This window comes from Candidatus Trichorickettsia mobilis, from assembly GCF_963422225.1.
Classification (GTDB): Bacteria; Pseudomonadota; Alphaproteobacteria; order Rickettsiales; family Rickettsiaceae; genus Trichorickettsia; species Trichorickettsia mobilis_B.
Window position 1 is genome coordinate 878,157 of sequence record NZ_OY728607.1, and the last position, 24,422, is coordinate 902,578.

General features: G+C 34.6%; 22 protein-coding genes and 4 tRNA genes. 11 read left to right on the top strand and 15 right to left on the bottom strand.

The annotated features are described in order from the left end of the window. Positions 1 to 15 precede the first annotated feature (15 nt). Positions 16 to 1,233, top strand: a complete 1,218-nt coding sequence (locus R2I74_RS04100) for a phosphodiester glycosidase family protein (RefSeq protein ID WP_316354110.1) — start codon at positions 16 to 18, stop codon at positions 1,231 to 1,233. 53 nt (positions 1,234 to 1,286) lie between these two features. On the opposite strand, the gene R2I74_RS04105 is transcribed toward R2I74_RS04100, so the two are convergent. Then, positions 1,287 to 1,361, bottom strand: a tRNA-Glu gene (locus R2I74_RS04105). Positions 1,362 to 1,742: 381 nt separating this feature from the next. Here R2I74_RS04105 and R2I74_RS04110 point away from each other — a divergent pair. After that, positions 1,743 to 1,819, top strand: a tRNA-Ile gene (locus R2I74_RS04110). 97 nt (positions 1,820 to 1,916) lie between these two features. Further along, positions 1,917 to 1,991 (top strand) — tRNA-Ala (locus R2I74_RS04115). Between the two features lie 348 nt (positions 1,992 to 2,339). On the opposite strand, the gene R2I74_RS04120 is transcribed toward R2I74_RS04115, so the two are convergent. From R2I74_RS04120 to nth, 7 genes are all read right to left on the bottom strand, one after another. Further along, entirely contained in the window at positions 2,340 to 2,870 is a 531-nt protein-coding gene (locus R2I74_RS04120) for an invasion associated locus B family protein (protein ID WP_316354111.1), read from the bottom strand. Between the two features lie 25 nt (positions 2,871 to 2,895). Continuing rightward, positions 2,896 to 2,971, bottom strand: a tRNA-Val gene (locus tag R2I74_RS04125). Positions 2,972 to 3,238: 267 nt separating this feature from the next. Further along, the gene (locus R2I74_RS04130; protein WP_316354112.1) at positions 3,239 to 3,481 is read right to left on the bottom strand and encodes a hypothetical protein; all 243 of its coding nucleotides are present in this window, start codon (positions 3,479 to 3,481) and stop codon (positions 3,239 to 3,241) included. Positions 3,482 to 3,669: 188 nt separating this feature from the next. Continuing rightward, complete coding sequence (gene nrdR, locus R2I74_RS04135; RefSeq protein WP_316354113.1) at positions 3,670 to 4,128, bottom strand: transcriptional regulator NrdR; 459 nt, start codon at positions 4,126 to 4,128, stop codon at positions 3,670 to 3,672. Between the two features lie 241 nt (positions 4,129 to 4,369). After that, positions 4,370 to 5,626, bottom strand: a complete 1,257-nt coding sequence (gene glyA / locus R2I74_RS04140) for a serine hydroxymethyltransferase (protein WP_316354114.1) — start codon at positions 5,624 to 5,626, stop codon at positions 4,370 to 4,372. A 3-nt stretch (positions 5,627 to 5,629) separates the two neighbouring features. Further along, positions 5,630 to 6,280, bottom strand: a complete 651-nt coding sequence (locus tag R2I74_RS04145) for a prolyl oligopeptidase family serine peptidase (protein WP_316354115.1) — start codon at positions 6,278 to 6,280, stop codon at positions 5,630 to 5,632. Between the two features lie 20 nt (positions 6,281 to 6,300). Continuing rightward, positions 6,301 to 6,939, bottom strand: a complete 639-nt coding sequence (nth, locus tag R2I74_RS04150) for an endonuclease III (RefSeq protein WP_316354116.1) — start codon at positions 6,937 to 6,939, stop codon at positions 6,301 to 6,303. A gap of 51 nt (positions 6,940 to 6,990) precedes the next feature. Here nth and grxD point away from each other — a divergent pair, with 51 nt between their 5' ends. The 7 genes from grxD (at position 6,991) to R2I74_RS04185 (ending at position 14,033) form a co-directional block, all read left to right on the top strand. Further along, positions 6,991 to 7,323 (top strand): Grx4 family monothiol glutaredoxin, encoded by a 333-nt coding sequence (gene grxD, locus R2I74_RS04155; protein WP_316354117.1) that lies wholly within the window; start codon positions 6,991 to 6,993, stop codon positions 7,321 to 7,323. Between the two features lie 371 nt (positions 7,324 to 7,694). Continuing rightward, positions 7,695 to 8,522 (top strand): hypothetical protein, encoded by an 828-nt coding sequence (locus R2I74_RS04160; protein WP_316354118.1) that lies wholly within the window; start codon positions 7,695 to 7,697, stop codon positions 8,520 to 8,522. 356 nt (positions 8,523 to 8,878) lie between these two features. After that, on the top strand, positions 8,879 to 9,544 hold the full coding sequence (locus R2I74_RS04165; protein ID WP_316354119.1) for a hypothetical protein: 666 nt from the start codon (positions 8,879 to 8,881) through the stop codon (positions 9,542 to 9,544). Positions 9,545 to 9,707: 163 nt separating this feature from the next. Beyond that, on the top strand, positions 9,708 to 9,938 hold the full coding sequence (locus tag R2I74_RS04170) for a DUF2674 domain-containing protein (RefSeq protein WP_316354120.1): 231 nt from the start codon (positions 9,708 to 9,710) through the stop codon (positions 9,936 to 9,938). Between the two features lie 644 nt (positions 9,939 to 10,582). Beyond that, a complete protein-coding gene (locus R2I74_RS04175; protein ID WP_316354121.1) occupies positions 10,583 to 10,954 on the top strand; it encodes a hypothetical protein in 372 nt (123 codons plus the stop codon). A gap of 269 nt (positions 10,955 to 11,223) precedes the next feature. Then, positions 11,224 to 12,228, top strand: a complete 1,005-nt coding sequence (obgE, locus tag R2I74_RS04180) for a GTPase ObgE (protein ID WP_316354122.1) — start codon at positions 11,224 to 11,226, stop codon at positions 12,226 to 12,228. Between the two features lie 308 nt (positions 12,229 to 12,536). Next, positions 12,537 to 14,033, top strand: coding sequence for an Npt1/Npt2 family nucleotide transporter (locus R2I74_RS04185; RefSeq protein ID WP_316354123.1), 1,497 nt, complete (start codon positions 12,537 to 12,539; stop codon positions 14,031 to 14,033). A gap of 65 nt (positions 14,034 to 14,098) precedes the next feature. Here R2I74_RS04185 and R2I74_RS04190 read toward each other — a convergent pair whose 3' ends face one another. From R2I74_RS04190 to R2I74_RS04200, 3 genes are read right to left on the bottom strand one after another with little or no spacing between them, the layout of a single operon-like run. Further along, positions 14,099 to 14,989, bottom strand: coding sequence for a ribonuclease D (locus R2I74_RS04190; RefSeq protein ID WP_316354124.1), 891 nt, complete (start codon positions 14,987 to 14,989; stop codon positions 14,099 to 14,101). Positions 14,990 to 15,014: 25 nt separating this feature from the next. Next, positions 15,015 to 15,329 (bottom strand): hypothetical protein, encoded by a 315-nt coding sequence (locus R2I74_RS04195; protein WP_316354125.1) that lies wholly within the window; start codon positions 15,327 to 15,329, stop codon positions 15,015 to 15,017. Positions 15,330 to 15,342: 13 nt separating this feature from the next. Next, positions 15,343 to 15,999, bottom strand: coding sequence for a phosphatase PAP2 family protein (locus R2I74_RS04200; protein ID WP_316354126.1), 657 nt, complete (start codon positions 15,997 to 15,999; stop codon positions 15,343 to 15,345). Between the two features lie 14 nt (positions 16,000 to 16,013). On the opposite strand from R2I74_RS04200, the gene R2I74_RS04205 reads away from it, so the two are divergent. After that, the gene (locus tag R2I74_RS04205; protein ID WP_316354127.1) at positions 16,014 to 16,763 is read left to right on the top strand and encodes an MBL fold metallo-hydrolase; all 750 of its coding nucleotides are present in this window, start codon (positions 16,014 to 16,016) and stop codon (positions 16,761 to 16,763) included. Positions 16,764 to 17,177: 414 nt separating this feature from the next. Here R2I74_RS04205 and R2I74_RS04210 read toward each other — a convergent pair whose 3' ends face one another. The 4 genes from R2I74_RS04210 to R2I74_RS04225 form a co-directional block, all read right to left on the bottom strand. Beyond that, a complete protein-coding gene (locus tag R2I74_RS04210; protein WP_316354128.1) occupies positions 17,178 to 20,915 on the bottom strand; it encodes a hypothetical protein in 3,738 nt (1,245 codons plus the stop codon). Positions 20,916 to 21,268: 353 nt separating this feature from the next. Then, on the bottom strand, positions 21,269 to 21,718 hold the full coding sequence (locus R2I74_RS04215) for a hypothetical protein (RefSeq protein WP_316354129.1): 450 nt from the start codon (positions 21,716 to 21,718) through the stop codon (positions 21,269 to 21,271). After that, entirely contained in the window at positions 21,719 to 23,188 is a 1,470-nt protein-coding gene (locus tag R2I74_RS04220) for a VirB4 family type IV secretion/conjugal transfer ATPase (protein ID WP_316354130.1), read from the bottom strand. Then, on the bottom strand, positions 23,181 to 24,419 hold the full coding sequence (locus tag R2I74_RS04225) for an ISL3 family transposase (protein ID WP_316353355.1): 1,239 nt from the start codon (positions 24,417 to 24,419) through the stop codon (positions 23,181 to 23,183). The genes R2I74_RS04220 and R2I74_RS04225 overlap by 8 nt, the downstream gene beginning before the upstream one ends. Positions 24,420 to 24,422: the final 3 nt, after the last annotated feature.

Here is a 24,422-nt window from a genome sequence, read left to right on the forward strand (position 1 = left end):
GGGAAATTAAAATTTATGCAGCTCTTAAAACTAAGCTTATTTTTAATGTTTGTCTTTAATAATTTTTATATTAATGCAGCCAACAAATCGTACAAAGGAAAAGGATTGGAATACCAAAAACTACAGCCTCTTACCCATGTAATCCATATTCTCACAATTGACCCAGCTCTTTACCGTCTTGAACTGGTTAAGGCTCATAATGGAGTGTTCGGAAGAGAAACAGTTCCGGCAATAGCGTTACGTAAAAATGCTGTTGCTGCGATAAATGCAGGGTTTTTTGAAATAGGTAATAGTGAAGATGGGCGTCCCAGTGGTAATTTGGTTATTAATGGTAAAATCTTGAGTGTAGCCAAAAATCCTCAAGCTTCACTGATATTAGCTAACAATAGCATTGATATTATGTTTATCCGTTCTAATGTTAAAGTTAAATTCAACAATAAAGAAATAAATGTCGATAAAGTAAATCAGTTTATTAAAGAGAATGAAACAGCTCTATATAATTCTCTATGGGGCTATAGTACATTAACGTCATATGACCGTGATGAATTTTTAATTAGCAATGAAAATATTATCGCTAAAATCTTTAAACATGGAGATAGCGTTATTCCTTCTTCTGGGTGGATATTGTCATTACCACATACTTATCAATTGCCTTTCGTTAAGGTTGGAGATCCAATTGAATTGGATCTTAATTTTGAACAAGAACAAGAGCAAGTTTATTTAACTGACAGTGTCATGGGAGTTCCTATATTAATCAATGAAGGAAAAATTGTAGCTGAATTAGAAAAATTTGGTAGCAAAAGCTTTACTTTACACCCTCATGCTAGGACAGCTATTGGTTTTCGTGCCGATGGGACTATTGTTATAGTGGTAGCAGAACATTTATACGCACAACCACTGCGAGAAGTTACCCTGGGACAAGTGCAGGATATGCTTAGAAGAGAAGGTTATTATGGTGAGAAATTAGCAACTACAAATATACTTGAGGCTTTAGCTGTGGTGGAGCAACAATTACAGAGCAAAACAATGGCTGTTGGCTTGACTTTACCAGAATTAGCAAAATTAATGATAGAATTAGGGTGTATTAAGGCGCTTAATCTTGATGGTGGTGGCTCATCAACAATGTTTTTAGATGGAGTAGTAGTGAATGCTACAGTTGGAGATAGTGATGAAGGAATGGGTAAAGCAGTACTGAGACCTGTTTCAGATGCTTTAGTTATCCTTAAGCGATAAGTTCCTCTCAACTTTTTCACAATTAAGTATGCTTATAAAACAAAAGTAAGTCTTGGTGACCCCTACGGGACTCGAACCCGTGTTTTCACCGTGAAAGGGTGACGTCCTAACCTCTAGACGAAGGGGCCTTTTAAACACTAAAAACCATCTTATTTTTTAGTGAAGGAAAAATATGTTATACATAATTATCAAATTTTTGCAAGCATCAATTTGTTTGTTGAATCATTTTATTCTGAAGAAGAATAATTGATGTAGCAATATTTTTCTTTAATTCTTGACATATAAAGATAATTGAATAAAATTGGCTCACTCATTGAAAAGACATATATATTAGCCGGCTTAATGCTATGTTTGTTAGGTGTTATTTGTTTTATAGCTATGTATGCTTATAGTCAATTCAGTAGAATTTGGTGCTAGAGCTGAGGAGTGAAGCCTATAAATAATAGGTGAACTTTGATCAATAACGCACCAAATTCTACTGAATTGACTATAGCATACAGCTATACGATGGGCTTGTAGCTCAGCTGGTTAGAGCGCACGCCTGATAAGCGTGAGGTCGGAAGTTCAAGTCTTCTCAAGCCCACCATTATATAAGAGGTCTATTGACTAATATATAATAATCTTATATAAGAATCGCTATATATGTTTCGCTTACTTTAAAGCTCAGCGAAATTATAGTTTGTGGGGATGTAGCTCAGGGGTAGAGCATCTGCTTTGCACGCAGAGGGTCGGGGGTTCGATTCCCTTCGTCTCCACCAATAAAATCCAAGCGCTATCCGTATGGAAGCGTGCTGAGTCAACGAATATACTTAAATTAAGCTAAGTTTTAGTATAACTGTTTTCCATTTATCTCCTACTCATCCGCTATGTATGGCAGCTCTTCTTTATAACAAAGAATTCAAGCCTTCTCTTGCCATCACACAACCTATTGATGTTATATAACCCTTCGAAGTGAGTGTTGTAAATTTAAACTATATATTTATGACGCTTAGATATTAATGGACAAACTATACTGGTAGAAGATACAAATAATAAAAGCCTAGATGCAAGAATAATTCTTGTTTTCATCTAGGCTCTTAAATATTTCTAAAACCTTCGTAAATTTTCTATTTCTTCAAGGCTTCTATACCATCTTTCAAGCCTTTATTTGAAATAGGTAAATTAACCTGTTTACCTTCATTCATAAACCCTAGCATGTTAGTAGCACTACTAAGTATAGTATTTAAATCCTTATCTGACAACTCTGCCACAGCATGACAACCAACAGCAGTACATAAACTGTATTTGCCTGGAGCGACTAGATTCTTCTCGTCACTAATAATTGAAGTACCAGCTTGTAAATTTACTCCCAACGGCAATATTTGGATCATTTTTAGCTTCTTTTCTTTATCGAAATAACCAACCTGGTATACAGCTATAACTTGTGCTTTATCATCCTTAGTAATGGATACTTGCTGACTTAGAAAACAAAGCTGTTTTTTTTGCTCATCTTTATTACAGACAATTGTCCAATCTTCAAATTTCTGGGCTTCTTTGACATCAGCATTGACCACCTGAAATTTACCAAAAAACACTCCACCACCTATAATAGCGAGTCCTGTAACAATAAATAGCCACTGTTTTATTTGAGTTTTCATAAATATAACTAAAGTTAAACGGGGTTGGTGGGCGATGACAGACTCGAACTGCCGACCACCTCGGTGTAAACGAGGCGCTCTACCAACTGAGCTAATCGCCCTATATAAACAACAAGGAATATGCACTAATTTTCCAAAAGAATCAAGCCATATATTTAGGCATTGCGTACAAAATTATTTCAAAAATCATTAGTTTTGCTAGGTTCTGCGAAGTTTTCTAAAAATCGCAAATTTTTTTGCTGATTCAAGTCAAATTGTCATCCTGAACTTGTTTCAGGATCTTTTTTCTTCGAAAGATGCTAAAAACTTGTTCAGCATGACAACAAAGTTAACAAAAAATTTATGATGTTTAGAAAACTTTACAGGAGCTAGTCACAGGAGCTAGAAATTCTAATCAACCTAATTGATTCAGTAATAGTCTGTTTAATAAAATAGAATAGACTGACCGATATTATACCAATATCAATAATAATGGCGGCTTTGATAAAATCAGAACAAATAACAAACTTGGCCAATAAGTCCGCAATAAAATTATACTCCATATCCAAAACTCTTTCACTAATCTTGATAAAATCTGGTGCCGGGAGCTGAAAAACCATGGATACACTCATGCCCCGCTACCTTTATGCTCAAGGCACTATTGTATAGTAGAGGGACTCCCAGCTTAAAGCCTAAGGAGTCCGGGGTAACGGTTCGGAATAAACCGGTGTATTTTATGGTGTTTTTCAGGCACCATTGGAGCCTATAGAATAGCAAAATCACAGAAAATAGTCAATAGCGTCCGTTACAAAACTACTACTTATGGTGTTTTTTGTTTTATTTTACTAATGAACATTGCAAAATCACGAGCACTACTAAAATCCTTATATACTGAAGCAAAGCGTATATAAGCCACCTGATCAATTTTTGCCAGCTCATTCATAATAATTTCACCAATTTTACGAGTTGGGATTTCCCGCAAATTACTACTTTCCAGCTCCAGAACTATTCTATCAGCAAGGGCAATAATCTGGTCATTTGATATATTACGTTTACGTAATGCTGTGGTAATAGATTGTTCTATTTTATGACGATTAAAAGGTTTTTTTACTCCCGTCCTTTTGACTACTAATAATTCACGCAACTGGATTCTTTCAAATGTAGTAAACCGCCCCTGACATAATTCGCAATAACGTCGACGACGCACTGTTTTTCCTTCTTCAGTATCTCTAGAATCTTTAACAAATGTATTTGGTTGATGACAAAATGGACATTTCATAATTCAATATATTAAATAGATTACTGATGCAGCGTCCTGAACCATACGTGTCAAGTTAAGGAAAAGAGACGATACTAACCGTCATTGCGAGACGAAGTCGAAGCAATCCAGTAAAACGAGTAACTATAACTGGATTGCTTTGGAGCTAAAGCTCCTCGCAATGACGAGGGAGCATCTCAAGCAAGACTGGATTACTTCATTTCCTTAACTTATGCGCGTATGGCGCTCTGAACTCTCTAAACTATAACTGGAATTGCTTAGTAAGTGTTAAAACTTTTTCCAGCACCTGATGTTCAATCGCAGAATTATCCTGAGTATTAGTTAGTCCATGTAAAATATCGCTAATCAACTCACCAATTTGGATAAATTCCTGTTCTTTAAATCCTCTAGTGGTACATGCAGGGCTACCTAACCTGATGCCAGAAGTGACAAAAGGTGAAGTAGTATCAAAAGGAATATTATTTTTATTACAAGCAATCCCAGCTCGATCTAATGATTCAGCAGCAATTTTGCCGGTAATATTCTGTTTCCGTAAATCGACAATAACCATGTGATTATCAGTACCACCGGTCAATATTTTATAACCATTCTTTTGTAAGGTTTCACCCAAAATTTTTGCATTAAGCAAAACCTGCTTAATATATTGCCGATAATCATCATGCAACGCTTCAGCAAAAGCCACAGCTTTGGCCGCGATTACATGCATCAATGGACCTCCTTGCAAGCCAGGAAAAAGTGCGGAGTCAATTTTTTTTGCAAATTCCTGATCATTTGATAAAATAATCCCACCACGTGGGCCACGCAAAGTTTTATGAGTAGTAGAAGTCACCACATCTGCGTACATTAATGGACTTTGATGAAAACCAGCAGCTATTAATCCTGCTATATGCGCAATATCAGCCATAAAATATGCCCCAACTAGATCAGCTATAGCTCTAAACTTAGCAAAGTCTAATTTACGTGTGTAAGCAGAATAGCCAGCAATGATTAATTTAGGACGGTGAAACTTTGCTAGAATCTCGACTTGATCATAATCGATTAATTCAGATTCAGGATCTACTCCATAATGGACTGCTTTAAACCATTTGCCGGACATATTAGGCAATGCCCCATGAGTTAAGTGTCCCCCACTATCCATAGACATACTAAGTATTGTATCTCCTGGTTGTAATAGAGCCAAAAACACTGCTTGATTAGCTTGCGAACCAGAATGCGGCTGGACATTTGCATATTCACAACCAAATAGTTTTTTCACTCGCTCAATTGCTAATTTTTCAATTTTATCTACTTCTTGACAACCGCAATAATAACGTTTACCAGGATAGCCCTCAGCATATTTATTAGTTAAGATTGAGCCTTGCGCGGCTCTTACCGCAGCGCTGGCAAAATTTTCTGAGGCGATCAGTTCAATACAATCACGTTGTCTTGCATATTCTAAATCAATGATCGCGGCAACTTCATGATCTACTTCAAGTAAACTCTGGTTTAGGTTATTCATATTTTATACTTCCATACTATCGCTTATAAATTTTAGAGCATACTCAATCCCACTAGCATCAATTGAATGCGTTAGATTTGGCACTGTTAAGCTTGAGTATTTTATATTATGCTTTGCTAGATAATCAACAATATTTGACATCTCACTAATATCCACCACCTCATCAGCATCGCCATGAATTAAACAGATCGGAGTTTTTTTATTCACGCAAGCAGCAGGATTGATCAACTTTCCTGAAAAGCCAATCATGCTGGCAAAAGGTTGCGCTTGTATTAACGTAAGATATAACCCAATCATCGTACCTTGCGAAAAACCAATAATTATGGTCTCACGATTAGTAAGATTCAGTTGTTGTTGTTTATCAATAATTATGTTCATCAATAATTCAGCACTGGGAATAATTAATTGCTGCATTTTTTCTAACGTCCGATTATTCAAACTGAACCATTGCCTGCCGTACGGCGCCATGTCAAACTGCTGCACCGCATGCGGTGAAATAAAATGACAATCAGGCAAAGCATCTTGCATTAAAGGTGCCAAACTAATCAAGTCATGGCCATCAGAACCAAGACCATGTAAAAATACTACCAATCTTTTCGCAGCATCTGTTATAGGTTTAATTTCTGGATATGGCAGAATTTCAAGATTTTTCATATGATTCTTTATTTTTAAAATTATTTGCTGTAAATTTTTTTATAATATTCACAATATTTCTGTATACAACAATTCTTACAGTCAGGATTACGTGCTTTGCAAATATACCGACCATGTAAAATCAATAAATGATGGGCAATTTTTTGCCATTTTAGTGGAATTACTTGTAATAACTCTACTCCCACTTGCTGATGCTGCTGTGCATGCGCCAAACCCAACCTTTTAGATACACGAAATACATGAGTATCCACCGCAATAGTTGGCTGATCAAATGCGCAATTTAGAATTACATTTGCGGTTTTAACTCCAACACCAGGCAATTTTATTAATTCTTCAAATGATGCTGGCACCTGCCCGTTATGCCTTTCAATCAGTGCTTGGCAAGTTTTTATAATATTTGCCGCCTTGGTATGATACAAGCCTATTGTTTTGATATAATTTTTGAGCCCATCTTCACCCAAAGCCAACATTTTTTCCGGGCTATTATAATATAAGAATAAATCACTACTTGCCTTATTCACACTCAAATCAGTAGCCTGCGCTGATAATACCACAGCAACTAATAATGTAAAATTATTGTTGTATTTTAATTCTGTAACCGGATTTTGGTTATGTTTATGGAGCTCACTAAATATTTGCTCAACGATTTTAACTTGCATAGTGATAAAATTTCTGGCAATTAAGATATAATCTTTATCATGGTTTTAATTATGACAGCAAATGAAAATTTTGATTATATCCAAAATGAAATTACCAACAACGATATAGTATTATTTATTAAAGGTACTGCAGATTTTCCGGAATGTGGGTTCTCCAGTGTAGTAGTATCAATATTTAAAAAACTTGGCGTACCGTTCAAAGACATTAATATACTAACTTCAGCCGATTTACGTCAAGCAATCAAAGATTTTAGCAATTGGCCTACTATCCCCCAAATATATATTAAAGGTGAATTTATTGGCGGTTGTGATATTATCAGAGAAATGTACGATACCAATGAGCTCGCCACATTGCTGAAAGCAAAAAACATTTTATCTTCATAAAAATCTTACTGTCCAAATAATCTTGTCTCTTAAAAAGCCTTGATTCCAAGGCTTTTGATCACATTGCAATCAAAATTCAGCTAGACTTATTGATCAATTATGCCGACAATGAATTTGCTAAAATACTACATTGAGGATAAATCTTTTCATCATTAGTCGAAAAACAATGAAGTTTGGCATGAGTTTTGCTTAATATCATTATGTTAAGATATTTACGCATTACCAAGTGATTTAATAATTTATTAATAAATTACCGAAAGTGCAAATTTAATATCTTAGTGAGTCAGTATAAATTCATTATTACATTAATAAATTTATAATGTCTCAATAAGTTTAATTATTATAAATCTTTAATAAGGAGAATAGGTAATATGACCGATTTTATTAATCCAATTAGCCAGATCGCTGGCTATGCAATGAAAGCAGCTACCGTAAAGTTACGTGAAAGCGGTGAGCGTTTAGCTACTGGCGATAGAAGTAAAGCTAATATCGTAGATTATGTAGTAGGTGCGCAATTACGTGATACAGCATCAGTGCTAAAAAGCGTCTCTAAAAGTGCTTCTTATGGTATTAATCTGCTTAAAGTTGCACAATCAATATTACTAGCAGGAAAGCAACAGCTTGTAGGACTACAGGATATTATTGCTCAGGCTAATACCGCAAACCCTACAACTTTAGCTGCTCTAAATGCGTTATATGTAGCCAATACTACTGATCTTAACCGCCAGTTCTTAGGAGCAACTTTTGATGGTAGGACTCTTTTTGATGGTAACGTTGCAACCTCTGTAGCTAATGCTCCGCTAAACGTTAGAGTCGGGATATTAATGACTGATATTATTACAGTTAGTGCTCCCAACCTACAACAAACTGTTTCAAAGTTAGATGCTGCTGCCGCAGGTAACTTACTAAACGCTGCTAACCAACTTACTGCTCAAACTCTTATTGCAACTACAGTAGGTGATATAGTAACTAATGGTTTATCATCAATTGGTGGACAAATTGAAAGCTTGAAAAACGCTTCTGCTGCTCTATCAAACTCTGTTCAAGTACAGGATGATGCAGCTAATGGTTATTTGAATACCAATTATGAAGATGATTCAAATAACTTTAAAGAGTCAGTAGCTCGTATTAAAGGTGCTATTGCTACCGTAGTATTAGCCGATAGATTAGTACAAGAAACAGGCAGATTACTAGATTAATTATTTAATAATCAGAAGTTTGATACGAGTTCTGCTTATTTTAAGTAATCTAAAGTTGTTTATAGATTACTGATAAGTGTAAATTAACGTCTTATTGAGCCATTATTAAGTTCATGCATAATAAATTTATAATGACTCAATAATAAATTTATAATGACTCAATAATAAATTTATAATAAGGAGAAATAGGAATATGACCGATTTTATTAATCCAATTAGCCAGATCGCTGGCTATGCAATGAAAGCAGCTACCGTTAAAGTTACGTGAAAGCGGTGAGCGTTTAGCTACTGGCGATAGAAGTAAAGCTAATATCGTAGATTATGTAGTAGGTGCGCAATTACGTGATACAGCATCAGTGCTAAAAAGCGTCTCTAAAAGTGCTTCTTATGGTATTAATCTGCTTAAAGTTGCACAATCAATATTACTAGCAGGAAAGCAACAGCTTGTAGGACTACAGGATATTATTGCTCAGGCTAATACCGCAAACCCTACAACTTTAGCTGCTCTAAATGCGTTATATGTAGCCAATACTACTGATCTTAACCGCCAGTTCTTAGGAGCAACTTTTGATGGTAGGACTCTTTTTGATGGTAACGTTGCAACCTCTGTAGCTAATGCTCCGCTAAACGTTAGAGTCGGGATATTAATGACTGATATTATTACAGTTAGTGCTCCCAACCTACAACAAACTGTTTCAAAGTTAGATGCTGCTGCCGCAGGTAACTTACTAAACGCTGCTAACCAACTTACTGCTCAAACTCTTATTGCAACTACAGTAGGTGATATAGTAACTAATGGTTTATCATCAATTGGTGGACAAATTGAAAGCTTGAAAAACGCTTCTGCTGCTCTATCAAACTCTGTTCAAGTACAGGATGATTCAGCTAATGGTTATTTGAATACCAATTATGAAGATGATTCAAATAACTTTAAAGAGTCAGTAGCTCGTATTAAAGGTGCTATTGCTACCGTAGTATTAGCCGATAGATTAGTACAAGAAACAGGTAGATTACTAGATTAATTAAATTATTAAATAATTAATCTAATATACTCTATTAAATAAAAGGTTCTGCTGCTTAAAGCAGAGCCTTTTATTTTTATTTAAATTTAACAAGTGACAAAAATAAAATTTACGGATAATATCTAAATATTAAATATTGTAATTAACTTAATTGATTAAACTTATGTCATCAAAAAACCGTGCTGCCCAAAAATTAATTTCTTTCGTCGACAATCCTGCTGATTTAGAACGTATTAAAAAAGATATGGATGACGGTTGGAATATCATTAGTTTAGTACGTAATACAAACTGGTATGTTGGGATTATGGAAAAAACACCAAGTAATGATGATGTACCGACTGAAGATAAAACCGTCTTTATTCCTCCAAGAAAAAAGTTTAAAATATCGTATTAGCTAGTATCCAACCAAAACTGTTCTTAAAATTTAACTCCACAAACTCTAGTTTATAGAACTCGTGAGCATTTGAGGTTTTTTAGATGCTCTTGATGTCATTCCGATCTAGAACCAAAACTGAAAAACCTTGAATCAACACTCACCAGAACTCAATTACAAAAGACTAACCACCACAGTTGCCAACTATAGCAAAGCCAGTTGGATTATGGTACGTTAATGGAAGAGCTAGGTAGATTACTTTGTTGCGCACAACTGAGACGCAGCATATTTGACGTACCATAATCCACTGGAGAAGCTATAAACCCACACAAGACTCTAGCTTTTATGCCTGAACCGAGGCAGCTTTAACCTTTGTGTTAATCAAGTATTTACTTAAATCATTATTTTTTGCTGGATTCCCACATTTGCTGTGCTCTCAGAATGACGGTTAAAACTGATATCATTGACGAGCTTTCATAAAACATTTTAATTAGCAACTGAGTATTATATACAACCTCTTAGCATTAAGCTAAAAATCGCTATATTATAACTTCAATCTTATACAAATTATACAACTAAAGATTATTTTACTTTTATAAAAATACACTATAGATTACATAAATTGTATACTATAATGTTATTCAAATTTATTAGCGGATATTATTATGTCAAATGTAATTAAATCCCAAGCTCCTTTCGAACGCTTAAAATCATATGAAGCTTCCCCTGATATTAGTTTGCGAAAAGCAATTATTACCCAAGCAATCATTGATGCTACTAACACTTCAAATCTTCGCGAAGCAAAAAAACTGGAAATGGAAGCAAAAGCCTGGATTTTTGGTGGAAGTGAATATTTTCAAGAATTATGTATTGAAGCTGGTATAGAACCATCATTTGTAATTAAATTAGCTAAAAAAATTATTAAATTACATAAATCTCAAACCAAATCACCTAAAAATCATCAATACCACGTAAAGAGCAAAGACCGCAGTGGTAAAAATAATGATATAAGCAAAAAATTAGAAATTATAATTTGAAGTATTTTCAGTAATTGATGTATAGTGTCATAAGTGATGCTAGAACTGAAAGAACTACATAAATTTTAAAGCTTTATTAGAGGGTAGATGCAAACAAAACGTTAATTGAATTTTTGCCTGTTTTCTTATCTTTCTACTTCAAATTTTATTCTAATAGCACCACTATTATCATAAAATTAGCCTTGAAATATAAAAAAATATTCTAAAAATCATCTTAACGTTTTACCTACATCTACCCTCTTAAATAAAAATCTAAAAATATCCAAATTATGCATTTTATTGATGAGGCTAAAATATATTTAAAAGCAGGCGATGGTGGGAATGGCTGTATTAGTTTTCGTCGAGAAAAATATGTTGATATGGGCGGGCCTGATGGCGGTGATGGTGGTAGTGGTGGTAGTATTATATTTGAAGCAGATCTGCATTTAAATACTTTAGTAAATTTTCGTTATAAACAGCATTTTAAAGCAGAAGACGGTAAAAATGGCAAGGGTGCAAACAAAACTGGTAAATCAGGTCAACCATTAATACTTAAAGTACCAATAGGTACTCAAATTTTTACTGATGATGGTTTGTTATTATATGATTTGGTGACTGCTAATCAATGTTTTGAGATCTTAAAAGGTGGAACTGGGGGATTAGGCAATAGCCATTTCAAATCTTCAATCAATCAAGCACCACGTCGAAGAACTGAAGGAGAAATTGGCTGCGAGTTACCAGTTCAACTCCGACTTAAAATATTATCTGATGTAGGTATCGTCGGACTACCTAATGCCGGCAAATCAACATTCTTATCGGCAGTAACTGCTGCCTCCCCTAAGATTGCCGACTATCCATTTACGACTTTGGTACCAACGCTTGGAGTAGTTTATCTAGACGATGAAGAATTTATATTAGCTGATATTCCAGGTTTAATTGAGGGGGCTCATACTGGCCATGGCCTAGGAGATAAGTTTTTAAAACACATAGAGCGCTGCAGTGTATTAATTCATTTAATTGATGTGATAAGCGAAGATATAGAAAATGATTACCAAATTATTAGACATGAATTAGCTTCATATTCAGAATCCATTAAGAATAAAGATATTATAATTTGCTTAAATAAATGTGATGCTTTACTAGATGACGAAATTCAGCAAAAAATTGTATTATTACAAAAAATAACTGGCCATAAAGATATATTCGCAATTTCAGCGATTAGCAAAAATGGTATTACTCCATTACTACGTTTAGCTTTAACAAAGATTAAAAATGGTAAACTGCTTGCGCCATAATTCTTTTTTATTAGTAAAGCTAAATTGCTGTTGACAAAAATGGCATGGTATCATAGAAGAGGTTTAGTTTTACAAGTGAGCTTGATCATAAAGTGCTACTAAAAATAGTTGATCTTTTTTAAATCCGTTAATTTAAGAGCCTGTCTTAAAAGTAGAATAAGAGAGGAATTTTTTAGACAAAACGAAGTCGAGTGCCTCAAGCAGTCTCTTGTTTGTTGCAAAACGGAAGACGAGTTTTAACGACAAATCACCTCTTAGATGCACGTGTCAGACAAGCTCTAAGTTGCTCACAAAGGAACGTATTCATAGTGGATGTACATTCGTATTTATTTAAGAACCGATTCAGAAGGATTTTTTGGCCAATACACCATCATGAACTTGGAAAATTTATACCAATCTCTGGACTAATGTTTTGTATTTTATTTAATCAAAATGTACTCAGAATTCTTAAAGACAGTATCCTGATCTCAGAAATTAGCGCTGAAGTCGCTAGTTTTGCTAAGGTTTATTGTGTCACTCCAGCAGCAGCCATCTTTGTAATTATTTACGCAAAACTAGTTAACCATTTAAACTTTGAAAAAATCTATTACTACCTTATTAGTGTCTTTATTGGATTTTTTGCTATTTTTGCATTTATATTATATCCTAATATTAGCTACTTTCACATGGATGCCACTGCACTAGATCAGCTAATGTCTGCTCATCCTCATTTAAAGTGGTATATAGCATTAGCTGGAAACTGGGGCTATATTATTTTTTATACTTTAGCTGAGCTATGGCCGAATATTTTTTATGTTTTATTATTTTGGCAGTTTGCTAATGAAATTACTACTACCGAAGAAGCAAAAAGATTTTATACTTTGTTTTCTTTATTTGGTAATTCATCACTAATATTTGTAGGATTATTAATGATGAATTTAGCTTCTGAACGTACAATCATGCAATATTTTATCCAGGTTGCCAACAGCAAAGTAGTTTTAACACAGGTATCGGTACTTTGTGTAGTAATCTTTGCATTATTATCATGTTTGTTGGTAAGATTTATTGGCACTAATGTCATGACCAACCCAACATTTTATAATAGAGCTAAAGCTCCAAGATCTACGAAAGAAAAAATGAGCATCATGCATAGTTTTAGATATATTGCAAAATCAAAATATCTATGGTTAATGCTAGTTTGTTCAGCGGCTTTTGGGTTCGCAATTAACTTGGTTGAAGCGGTATGGAAAGCAAAAATCAAAGAATTATACCCTACAGTGAATAGTTATGCTGAATTTAATAGCTTATATATTCTTTGGACTGGCGTTGCAATCATTGTCATGACTATCATCAGTAACAATATTATGCGTAGCCATAGTTGGTTTGCAGCGGCTGTAATATCTCCAATTATAATTATGATTACAGGAATTGCTTTTTTTCTTCTGGTAGTATTCGATCACCAAATATTAAGCTTTTTTGATGGCGCGATAATAATGACCCCATTAGCACTTGCTGTCTCAATTGGAGCATTACAAAATATATTGGCAAAAGGTAGTAAATACTCGATCTGGGACACTTCCATACAAATGCTTTATATACCCTTAGATGATGAACTAAAAACCAAAGGTAAAGCTGCTGTAGACGTTGTTAGTTCTAAAATAGGAAAATCATCAAGTGGTTTGGTACAATCTCTCATCTTTACAATATTTCCAGCCGCTACCTTTACTTCTATTTCACCAATATTAATGGTGATTTTTACATTAGTATGTGTTCTTTGGATTTACGCTGTAAGAAAAGTTTATTTTGAATATTTAAAAATTGTGTAGTTAATAGACTTCTCTCACAAGCAAGTAGTATATATTTAAACCCCACTTTAGGTGAATTAGGCGCTTTAGCTAAAATTTATATCAAAATCAAGTAATTCCTTAGATTCACGTAACCCTAAGCATAAATCAAAAAGTTGATTTGTATATTTTTCTTTGACAATATGCAGGCTATGCAACTGTAATCTACGTAATTCTTTTGTAGTTATAGGCAAAGAGTGGCAAATTTTTATCAAATCATCATCGGTAGCGAAATGCCTTTTAGGGATATTGATATTGATTGCACAGCTTTCACGGAAAGCAGCAATTATTTGCATTCGACAAATAAAATCTTTAGAACGGTTTTGAAATTTCACCTTTTTCCAGGCCTCAGTAAATTTTACAGTGTAATTTTCTGTTCTCAACAAAGTGATAATTGTATTATTATAAATATCATTTAAGTGATGAAAATCTATAATGTTCTGTAAATATTGATAAATTGCGTGCAGATATTCTACATCTATAATTGCGTATTGTAACATTTGATGTGGTAGTGGGCGTTGTAGCCAGTTAGCTGTTTGATAAGTTTTATCGATATCAACACCACAAATCATTTTGCATAAATCACCATAGCTTAATGCAATTCCTAGTCCAGCCACTCTAGCAGCAAGTTGCGTATCAAAAACGTTCTTTGGCAATTTTTTAAATAGCTGGTAAAAAATTTCAAAATCTTCTCGTGGAGAATGAAATATTTTCAAAATTTGATCATTTAACAAGATACTTTTGATTTTAGTCAGATTTAAACCAGCGAGCGCGTCGATCACTAGCTGATGGTTATTGCTAATAATTTGGATAATGCTTAACTCTGCGTAATATGTATGTCTACGCTCAAACTCAGTATCAATACAGACTATTTTTGAGTCATTAATGATGATATCACAAAATTCATCTAATTGTTGTTGAGTATTAATTAGTATCATTTGGTTTGAATCAATCTAATTAATATTAATTGGAATCTTCCATTATACTGTTTTCTCCGGTAACTGATATTTCTGTAGTATCTATCAGTACATGCAAGTAATTGATTGGTTCGACGATGATATTCTTTCCTATTTTTAAATGCTTTACATAAGTTGCTCTTTGTAAAATTAGAGTAGCATCATGTTCAATTATTAAATGGCAGATAGGAATCAATTTAGTGCCATATGCTTTCCATGGCAAGATCCATTTTTTATTAGCTGTAATATGGATATCCGGCAGTGGTATTGCTATATTCGCTATTTTAAGTGGTATAGCAATACCCTCTCTATCTTTTGTCATGAAAATATATCAATCAATTTGCAAATAATTTAATATTTATAATATTGCCAATAGTTTTAAGCAGATTTTGTGTTAACAATCCATAAATTACATTACCAATCATAATTACCAAAATAATAATCAAAAAAGAATAAAGAATATCTGCTGGATAATGCATTGCTAAAGTAATTCGTGATAAACCAACCATCAACACTATGCCAGCAGCAAAGAGCTTTTGTTTGATGTTCAGGTATGACCAAGTACAATATGCTATCAATAAAGCAAGGCCTGTATGAGCACTAGGAAAGCTGGACAGACATCTTTCCGTACTAATGTCAGTTATAGTGACAAAGCTTATTGGTGGTAATGAGCAAAATGGCCGAGGTAAATTAAAAGAGAATTTAAGCAAACTATATACCAGGCCAAAAACTATATACATTATCGCAATTTTTGCCAGTTCATTATAAATAAACCAAAATTTTAAATTTCGTTGAGTGATGTCAGAAATTTTTTGTAATTTTAGATAAAAATAAGTAGCACTGACTATATAATATACAGCAAAATTACCAATAAAAAAAGACCAGGTAATAATTTGTAAAAAATATGGCAATATACCAATATTAGTGTTAAGGTTTATCAGTATAAATAATTTTTGATTCCAACCGTAAAAGTTATAAAATATTTCAAACATTTTGTTGTATCTATATGTTTCATGTAACAGTGTTAGGTTGTGGAGGGTCAGTTGGTGTACCGATGATTGGTTGCAGCTGTAATGTTTGTAAATCAAATTCACGCTACAATAAAAGAACTAGATCCGCAATATTTATTAGTGATGAGAATAGTAAAATCCTGGTAGATTTTGGCTTTGACATAAAAGATCAAATAGTGCGAGCTGGAATCAATAAACTAGATGGGGCAATATTAACGCACGATCATGCAGACCATGTTGCTGGGATTGATAATTTAAGGTTGTTCACACGAATTCAGCAACAACCTTTAAATATTTATACTGATCATACTACAGCTACAGCAGTTGAGCATCGCTATCAGTATTTATTTGCTAATAAGCAGTTGATCATGAATGAGGTGGGTTTCTTTGATAGATTGGATATAGGAAATCTTAGCTTACAGCTATTCCGACAACATCATGGACCAATTGACAGTATCGGAATTAGGATTAGAAACTTTGTATATTCCAGTGATATAGCTGATTTTCCGGTAGAGTCTAAACAATATTTGTATAATATTGGGATTTGGGTTTTAGATTGCACTGGTGATCAATCCACTAAAACTCATGCTGGGCTTGATAAAATATTACAATGGAATGAAGAATATCAACCGCAGCAAATCTTCTTAACCAACATGCAACATACTATTGATTACCATGAAATATCAACCAGACTACCAAAAAATATTAGGCCATTATACGATGGTTATCAGTTTATAGTCAATTAAGCATAAATTTGACTGTCGCTACCGTGAGTGTTTTTAGAAAAAGTCTTCATAGATTTTGTTAAAAATCGAAGCAATCCAGTCTTTATTAAATACTCTCCATACTTGAGCTGCAATTGGATCACCACGAAGCCTAACGGCTCCTCGTTATCTGATATATCCCCACGAATTTGAGCGTTCACGGATTAAAAATCGTCATTGCGAGGAGTAAAACGACGAAGCAATCCAGTTGAAATCAATGTTTCTTAGCTATTTTCTGGATTGCTTCGTCGTTTCACTCCTCAGCTCAGACGGCGGTTGTAGCTTTGTAAGTTCTGTACTAATGTTCAATTTTAAAAACTCGTGAACGCTTACTTACCACCTAACTGACCAATGCTATAAGTGTTCTTAGTGTTCTTGGCTATATATTCTCTGACATTAATCATTTATTCCATATTCAATTTTATAGTATAAGCTGCCACCGCCTGTAACATTTAACTCAAATTTAATATTATTAAATCCAGGCTGGAGTTTACTTTTAATGTCTATAGTACCTAAGTCGCTTCTATACTGACCAGAGTCAGCTTTTGTCAAATCAATATCGAGCAATTTAAAATCTTTTTGTCCTGCTACAAAATTACCGTTAACTTTTACCTGTACCCAATCATCATAACCAATTTTTGCAATGCGGAAATAACTTACTTTTGATAGATCTTGAATATTAAATTGTAAAGTTGAGGTGAATGTATTAGGTCCTCCTACAGTATTGCTCTTATCTGTACCAAATTCATAGCTATTAGCTGTCTTCTTTTGAGCATATGAAGCAGGGAATGTGTGAGTGTTACTAAACTGCACTGCTCCTGGCATACAACTTATAGTATTACCATCAGCATCTTTATCCAATTTTTCAAACGCAACCGTCATCTTGCTGGCATTAGCAATACAATAACGTGTAAGCGGCGCAAAAGTACTATATCCAGATGGGCATTTTCCTACAGCTTGCATACCAACATCAGTTTCAGGCCAAGTTGCACCAGCACCATTTGCCCAATCAGGACTAGTAATCGCTTGACATTTTGGCCGTGGTATCGTTGTGCATAACCCTAGCTCCACCGGAGTCTTATCACGAAGAACGTATTTTGTTTTATCATATCCGGCTCCCGGGCTGCCATTTAAATCGTAAAAATCATTATCTGATAATGAAGCACCTATATTATAGTTTGGATCTGGCTTATACCTTTCATTATTTAATAAACCGACCTTACAAACTTCTCTACCTGAGTTTTTATCGTTTGTGTAACAAAATGTACCGCCTGGACAAGATTTTATGGTGATACCAGCGCCGCCATTTATACCTGGTAACGAACCCACTTCAAGGACACATAATAATTTCTCTAAGAGACCAGGTGTGCTATCACACAAATGTAACTTACCAACATATTCAGGTGACTGTGCTTTATTAGCAAAATCTACACAATTTACTGTATCTTCCTCCAATAACTTGGCCAGCACGCAACTAGTAGTATTCGCTGCACTACAGCGATCCATAGTAGATACTTGCAGGCAAGTGAATGTTCCACCCTGAATATATTTTCCCTCTCGTATATCAGGTTTCTTTGGGTCATTGTCATTACCACCAACATATTCAAGACCAGTTAAATATACTCCGTCTACTTCTTTAAGACTGCCATCCCCTTGCACAACATAAGGAGCAGGTGTTTTATCATCTGGACCCGGTTTATAATCACCATAAATACTTGATGGATTAATTGATTTAAGGCCACTAAAAGGTTTCTGTGTAAACTTGTCATCAGTAACATTCGAGGTAAAATCATATCCGGCTAAGTTCACTCTATAATTATAAATATCAAAATTATTAACTGACAATGGCTGCATTACTGCACTGGTATAATCTTTTCCACTTTTTAAAACCACTATAAAAGCCGGTTTAAAATAATCATTCTTACACTTTGATCTTAATTCAGAAGATATACTAACATCAGGATCTTGATTTGCCTCCTGACAACCAAGTACCTTAGGCGTTGAAGATATGCCACTACAACTCACTTCCATACCAGAAGGAGATGTGCATTTTAAAGCAGAATTGGTACAAACGTTACTACTATTATCTTGACAACTTACGACATCGCCTGATGATGATATACAGAAAGCACCAGCATTCTGACAAGTTGCGTCAGCACTAGCTTTGCACATTACAGCTGTAGGCGAAGGACAAGCTTGCATTGCAGAGGAAGTAGTGATTATTTTACCACAAACAGTACTACTTATACTTTGATAATCTACCGTACCTTGATACTGTGTCCCAGACGATGAGGTACAAGGTTTGCCATCATTCTGACAAACAAAGTAACCAGAATTTAATGATGATGCACATTTACTCTTGACTTTAGGTTTCATCGTTATTCTGTTTTCACAACCAACTAAATCGTTATCGTCTCCAAAAACACAAATTTGCTTCGGATCCTGTTGGAATGTTTCAGATCCTCGTGGCATATCAGCTATAGCAGTAGATTGTCTACGTATTACCACAGATAACTTTCTGGCATTACCATTTGTGTCATTTAAAGAAACATCTTCTTTTAGAAGAGTCATATTATAACCATCTTCTATTTTAGGAAAAATTAGAGAAACATCTATGAATGCTCCAGTATTTACTCCCCATACTTTCTGACATGTACCACCACTATTTTCATCACAACCAACCAAACCATTAATAAAATAATTACTAGGAACAGATGTTTTGCCGGTACTCGATCCGTAAGCCACTCTAAATCCAGATAAACACCAGCTGTTAGCACCAGGATTACACTGCGGCGCTTTAATCTTAGTACGAACACAAACAGAACCAGGACTATCCGTACATGAAGGAATGACATCCCAAAATCCACTAGCAGTATGTATACCTTTAGCCGAACCACTAAATGGCCCTGATATTTCAACACATTTGTCTGTTTTTGTTGGATCTTCTTTATTCCGACAAAGTGGCACAAAATTATCAAAACTTATCCGGATACTATTGCGTACAAAATTGTTGACCAACTGTGATACTACACATTTATGATCCGAAGTTGACATCAGAGGAATTACGGTATTATTAGAATAGCCCCCTACTTCACAAATAGCATTTGTTGTAGGTGATGGTATAAATGGTGTAAGCTGTGGACAATAAGGTGGAGGATATGGTCCTACCGGCACTTCAACACAACCAAACTTATAAGAATCTACTACCCTATTAAATTGTCCAAATTCTTTAAGGATAGCTATAAAAATACTTCCTATATAATCCATGATGGCATTTATAGCATCAAAAATTACCTTAAATAAATCAAGTCCAGGAATTATTACTCCGCCTATTGCATCTAATAAAGAGCCAATCATATCGCGCAAAGAATTCCCAGTGTTAATTACTGTAGTTACCAAAAAAATTAGCACTTTAGCAATTGGATGAAGTTCTCCAGTATTATGCATAGCCTGGTTGGTAGGATTCCAATCCATTAAGTCTACCCCTAACGCACCAAGCGTTGTTACCGTATCTACTAATGATGGATCTTTATAAGCACATAATTTTGGTTTAGTTAACATAACAGACTTACCGTCATCACCAGGAAATTCTTCATCAGCTTCTTCAGCCCCATATGTATTAAGATGCCTACCTTTAGTATAACCAGGATCTGCAGGCAAAGGATCGCCAAGATCGGCTGGAGTTTCAGGCACTGCAATACGAGCGCAGATCCTTAACAGTGGAAGCGCATAAGCTGTCGGCCAATTAACGCAGTCACCGTCCCAATTTAAAGTTGTAGAATTAGTCCAGCAAGCAGCTATATTACAGGCTTGATATCTGAGGCGAATTTTTGGAGAAAAATAAGTACTTTCATTTGTTGCTTCCGCACAATGCTTCAAATACCATGCAATAAATACTCCAGGATAATCAAACTGAGTTAAACAAGTATTATCATCACGTCCTTTATTCCATGGTGGACATAGTGGATTCTCATCGCCTTTGTCTTTACTTTCCCGATTCCACAACTCATATTTTGTACCATAACCACAGTTACACGGATTTTTTAAACACTTCGCTATAGCACTCCAAAAAGACGCACTGCAATTTAGCGACCAAAACATTATTAATAATACAAGACAATATTTTTTTATCACTGCTATTTTTAACTCTAAAATTATATTCCAATTTATACTTTATAGTTATTTGATTTTATAGATGTCATTCCAAACTCAACAGCGTCATCTCGAACTTGTTTCGGGATCTTATGAAGTCCTGATAAGATCCCGAAACAAGTTCAAGATCTCATCAGCTCAAAATGATATTATGCTAATTCAACCTAAACAACTACTAACAACTATAATCTATGAAACACTCACAAATTGGATACGAAGGTCAAAATCAAGGAGTGCTAGGAGTCACAGAGTCGAGGAGCGCAGCGTATATTTATACGTGAGCACCGCAAGATCCGAGTGACGACGACGCAATCCGCAGATTTTAACCGAGTATATTATTGGATGTTATCCAAAGCCTCATACAAATGATCAATCCAATTATCAGGATGACCTGGGTATTTTTCTAATATTTGCTGATATACGGCTAATTCCTCCGTATCAGCGGATAATATCCTTACCATTCCGATAAAACCCCCTATGCTTAATTCGGCAGCAATAGCTTGTGCACCTTGTTTAACCAAAAACATCCTTGAAGCGAGATTAAATGTCAATAATTTATCAATTTCAGCTTTACTTAAACCAAGCAACTCACCTGCATCATCCATTCTAACGTCAAAAGGTAAAATAAAACTGGTATCAATCAATTTAACCCATTCTTTATACAACTCAGCTTCTGGTGATTGTAGAACTCCTAAATTTAAATTACTAGACATTACACCGTTATTTTTAGCCAATTTGTCTAAAATATCTGCTACAATATTACTAAAATATTTAGGATCTAACACCTATTCCACACCATCTATTACTAATATCTTAGGAGCATTATTATTAGTAATAAAATAATAACTGAGTGCATAGATTAATCCCATACGCACGCTGTTATTTTGTTGCAACTTGTCCGTGAACTGATTTACTAATTTTGGATCTTCAGGCCAAAATTCTTTGGTAAAATATTGAGCACTAAACTTATATAAGTTAACTCCTATAATAGCTTCTGAGGATACTTTAATTGTTTCACTTTTATCAAAGATACCATAAAATAATCCACCTTCATTAAAAATCTCTAATCTAGATTTTATTAATTCTCCACCAGCAGCAGAAAAATCTGCATCTTTTAAAATTGTAGATAAATTACGGTTTGAAACATTTATAGTAAAGATATTATTGATTAATATATTTAAGAAAGAATCTTCTTGCTCGTTTAATGGCTTTACATAATGATTACAAATAACTCTTAGAAATTCATAAATAAATGTACGCGTCTCTTTGGTGTCATCATATAACAAGGGGTTGATTAATGATTTCTCAGTTTCCCACCATTGACCTTCAAGAGCCTCAATAAATATTTGTGAATCATTGTTATGTACAAAATATAAAATAGTTGGATTATATTTTGTAGCCTCAGAAACTAAAAAATTAGTCAATACAGTTTTACCAGTTTTAGTCGCACCATAAATACAGTTATTTACTTTATTACCCTTGGTATGTAAATTCATAAAATATGGAGTACTTTTCTCCGTTCTAAGCAAGGTCACAGCACGTCCCCATGGATTATACTGTTCACCACTAGGAAAATTATGTAGCGAGGCAAGCGCTGCCGTATTTTGCAAAATAGTAGGAGTCATTCTCCGCAAGAAAACAAAATTTCCTGGTAACTGCGCCCAAAAAGTTTGTTCTAAATTAATATCTTCTCTGACATGTACTATGCCAATCTTGGATAATTCTTGAGATGCATCATGGATGTCTTCTTCTAATCTATCAACATCATCTCCTATAATAGCAATGGAAATTTGTTGACGACAAAATTTACTTTTAAATGCTCCATCCACATCCATAATTTGTGTAATGCCCTTTATATTATTTAAATCACTATCTCCACTAACTCTGAGTATATTATCTTGCTCTGTAAATGCAGAGGTTATTTCTTTTTTATTAACAAAATAAAAAACCTCTGTAGCGATCATTTCAATTGGTAACTGCAAAAAAACATCTATCGCTTCCGAAGAAATTTCGTGATATTCCTTAATCGAAAGCATTGCTGCAAATTTCTTGCCCTGTTCATCTATAACCTCAAGTTTATCTCCTCCCACCGCATATTGATGAGATGCCAAAGCAGAAGATAAATCAGTAACTGGCGTCAAACAATTATCTTCGTTAAGATGCACAATCCGACGATACAAAAACATGGGATCAGAAAAACTACTTTCTCCTTCAAATCTTATTGGCTCTTCCGTAGTTCCTGTGGTTTTATGCAAAGGCCTTATATCCTCTAAGATCAAGAAACAATCTTTGAAAAAATGATGTGGGTTTTGATATTCCGTAACACCTCCTTTTGAGGACTTTAATTTTGTTATTAAGCCCTTCGACAAACCCGCTATTTTTTCTACTTTTAAAATAATTGAGAATGTTTGCTTTATATCTTTCCAGTGTTTTTATAAACCCGTCAAAACAAGTAAGATTGTTATTTTGGACGCTTTGAATCCATCGGCTTATCTGCGTCAGAGCCATTTTACGATTATGATGCGCATTAAAAATATGAGTTAACTTGATAGCCATTTTGTGAACTTCTTTAAGCAATGGTGAATGTATGTACATAAATTCCAGTATTGCTTTTTCCTGGATAGAAAGGCACTCGTGTTTTTTTCGAACAACCCACATCATACCTTCGAGCTTTGCATAATCCTCTGGAGTTAACAGAGATTTCAGACGCTTCATTTCTTCAATACGAACCCTGTCAAGCGGCTCTCTATAAAGCTTTGATACATGATATCTGTCAATAACAACAAGTCGTTTCCCAAATACCTCTTCTGCAGATTTGACAAATCCATCATACATGTCGGTACAGATGGATCTTACGGTCTTCTTTAAATGACCTGGTATTGATTCTAAAAACATTTTTACGGTTTCTTTTAATCTATCCGGCAAGACGGCGATCACCGATAACTCACCAGATTTGTCTTTAACGCTGACGATCGTTAAATAATCGTTGTGACCTTTTTTTACAGCAATTTCATCAATTCCTATTGTTTCCAAATTAGTATACATCGCCCAATCCACAATCATATTAACGCTCCTGTTAAGAGCAGACTCTACGATTTCAGAGCTAATCTGTTCTTTTTTACCGACATCCTCGATAGTACTATGAATTAGTTGGCGGTTTATATATTTATCAAGACCTTTGGTTGTTTTAGATTTTCTTTCACACCAGTCATACTGTTCCGACGTAACCGGATGATCATCACAATGTTGGCATTCATATCGAGCAACGCGTATACGCAAGTATACCGGTGTGTCTAGGATAGACAGGTGGCGTACTGTTATTGTTTCGCCAAAACCATACCGTTTATTTGTTAATTGTCCGCACTTATGGCAGGCTGTTTCCTTCTTTGTGCTTTCTACGTCAAAGATGATATTCCCTTGCGTATCAATGGTTTGAGCTATTATTTTTAGAGAATCTATATCTAAGGGGAGTGTAAAATTTGACATTTT

What these genes read in the sequence shown, in the direction of transcription:
- R2I74_RS04175 (WP_316354121.1), top strand. Translation starts at nt 10,583, where the DNA reads ATGTCAAATGTAATTAAATCCCAAGCTCCTTTCGAACGCTTAAAATCA.
- glyA (WP_316354114.1), bottom strand. Translation starts at nt 5,626, where the DNA reads ATGAATAACCTAAACCAGAGTTTACTTGAAGTAGATCATGAAGTTGCC.
- R2I74_RS04170 (WP_316354120.1), top strand. Translation starts at nt 9,708, where the DNA reads ATGTCATCAAAAAACCGTGCTGCCCAAAAATTAATTTCTTTCGTCGAC.
- R2I74_RS04120 (WP_316354111.1), bottom strand. Translation starts at nt 2,870, where the DNA reads ATGAAAACTCAAATAAAACAGTGGCTATTTATTGTTACAGGACTCGCT.
- R2I74_RS04200 (WP_316354126.1), bottom strand. Translation starts at nt 15,999, where the DNA reads ATGTTTGAAATATTTTATAACTTTTACGGTTGGAATCAAAAATTATTT.
- R2I74_RS04160 (WP_316354118.1), top strand. Translation starts at nt 7,695, where the DNA reads ATGACCGATTTTATTAATCCAATTAGCCAGATCGCTGGCTATGCAATG.
- R2I74_RS04225 (WP_316353355.1), bottom strand. Translation starts at nt 24,419, where the DNA reads ATGTCAAATTTTACACTCCCCTTAGATATAGATTCTCTAAAAATAATA.
- R2I74_RS04130 (WP_316354112.1), bottom strand. Translation starts at nt 3,481, where the DNA reads ATGAGTGTATCCATGGTTTTTCAGCTCCCGGCACCAGATTTTATCAAG.
- nrdR (WP_316354113.1), bottom strand. Translation starts at nt 4,128, where the DNA reads ATGAAATGTCCATTTTGTCATCAACCAAATACATTTGTTAAAGATTCT.
- R2I74_RS04195 (WP_316354125.1), bottom strand. Translation starts at nt 15,329, where the DNA reads ATGACAAAAGATAGAGAGGGTATTGCTATACCACTTAAAATAGCGAAT.
- obgE (WP_316354122.1), top strand. Translation starts at nt 11,224, where the DNA reads ATGCATTTTATTGATGAGGCTAAAATATATTTAAAAGCAGGCGATGGT.
- R2I74_RS04205 (WP_316354127.1), top strand. Translation starts at nt 16,014, where the DNA reads ATGTTTCATGTAACAGTGTTAGGTTGTGGAGGGTCAGTTGGTGTACCG.
- R2I74_RS04100 (WP_316354110.1), top strand. Translation starts at nt 16, where the DNA reads ATGCAGCTCTTAAAACTAAGCTTATTTTTAATGTTTGTCTTTAATAAT.
- grxD (WP_316354117.1), top strand. Translation starts at nt 6,991, where the DNA reads ATGACAGCAAATGAAAATTTTGATTATATCCAAAATGAAATTACCAAC.
- R2I74_RS04145 (WP_316354115.1), bottom strand. Translation starts at nt 6,280, where the DNA reads ATGAAAAATCTTGAAATTCTGCCATATCCAGAAATTAAACCTATAACA.
- R2I74_RS04190 (WP_316354124.1), bottom strand. Translation starts at nt 14,989, where the DNA reads ATGATACTAATTAATACTCAACAACAATTAGATGAATTTTGTGATATC.
- nth (WP_316354116.1), bottom strand. Translation starts at nt 6,939, where the DNA reads ATGCAAGTTAAAATCGTTGAGCAAATATTTAGTGAGCTCCATAAACAT.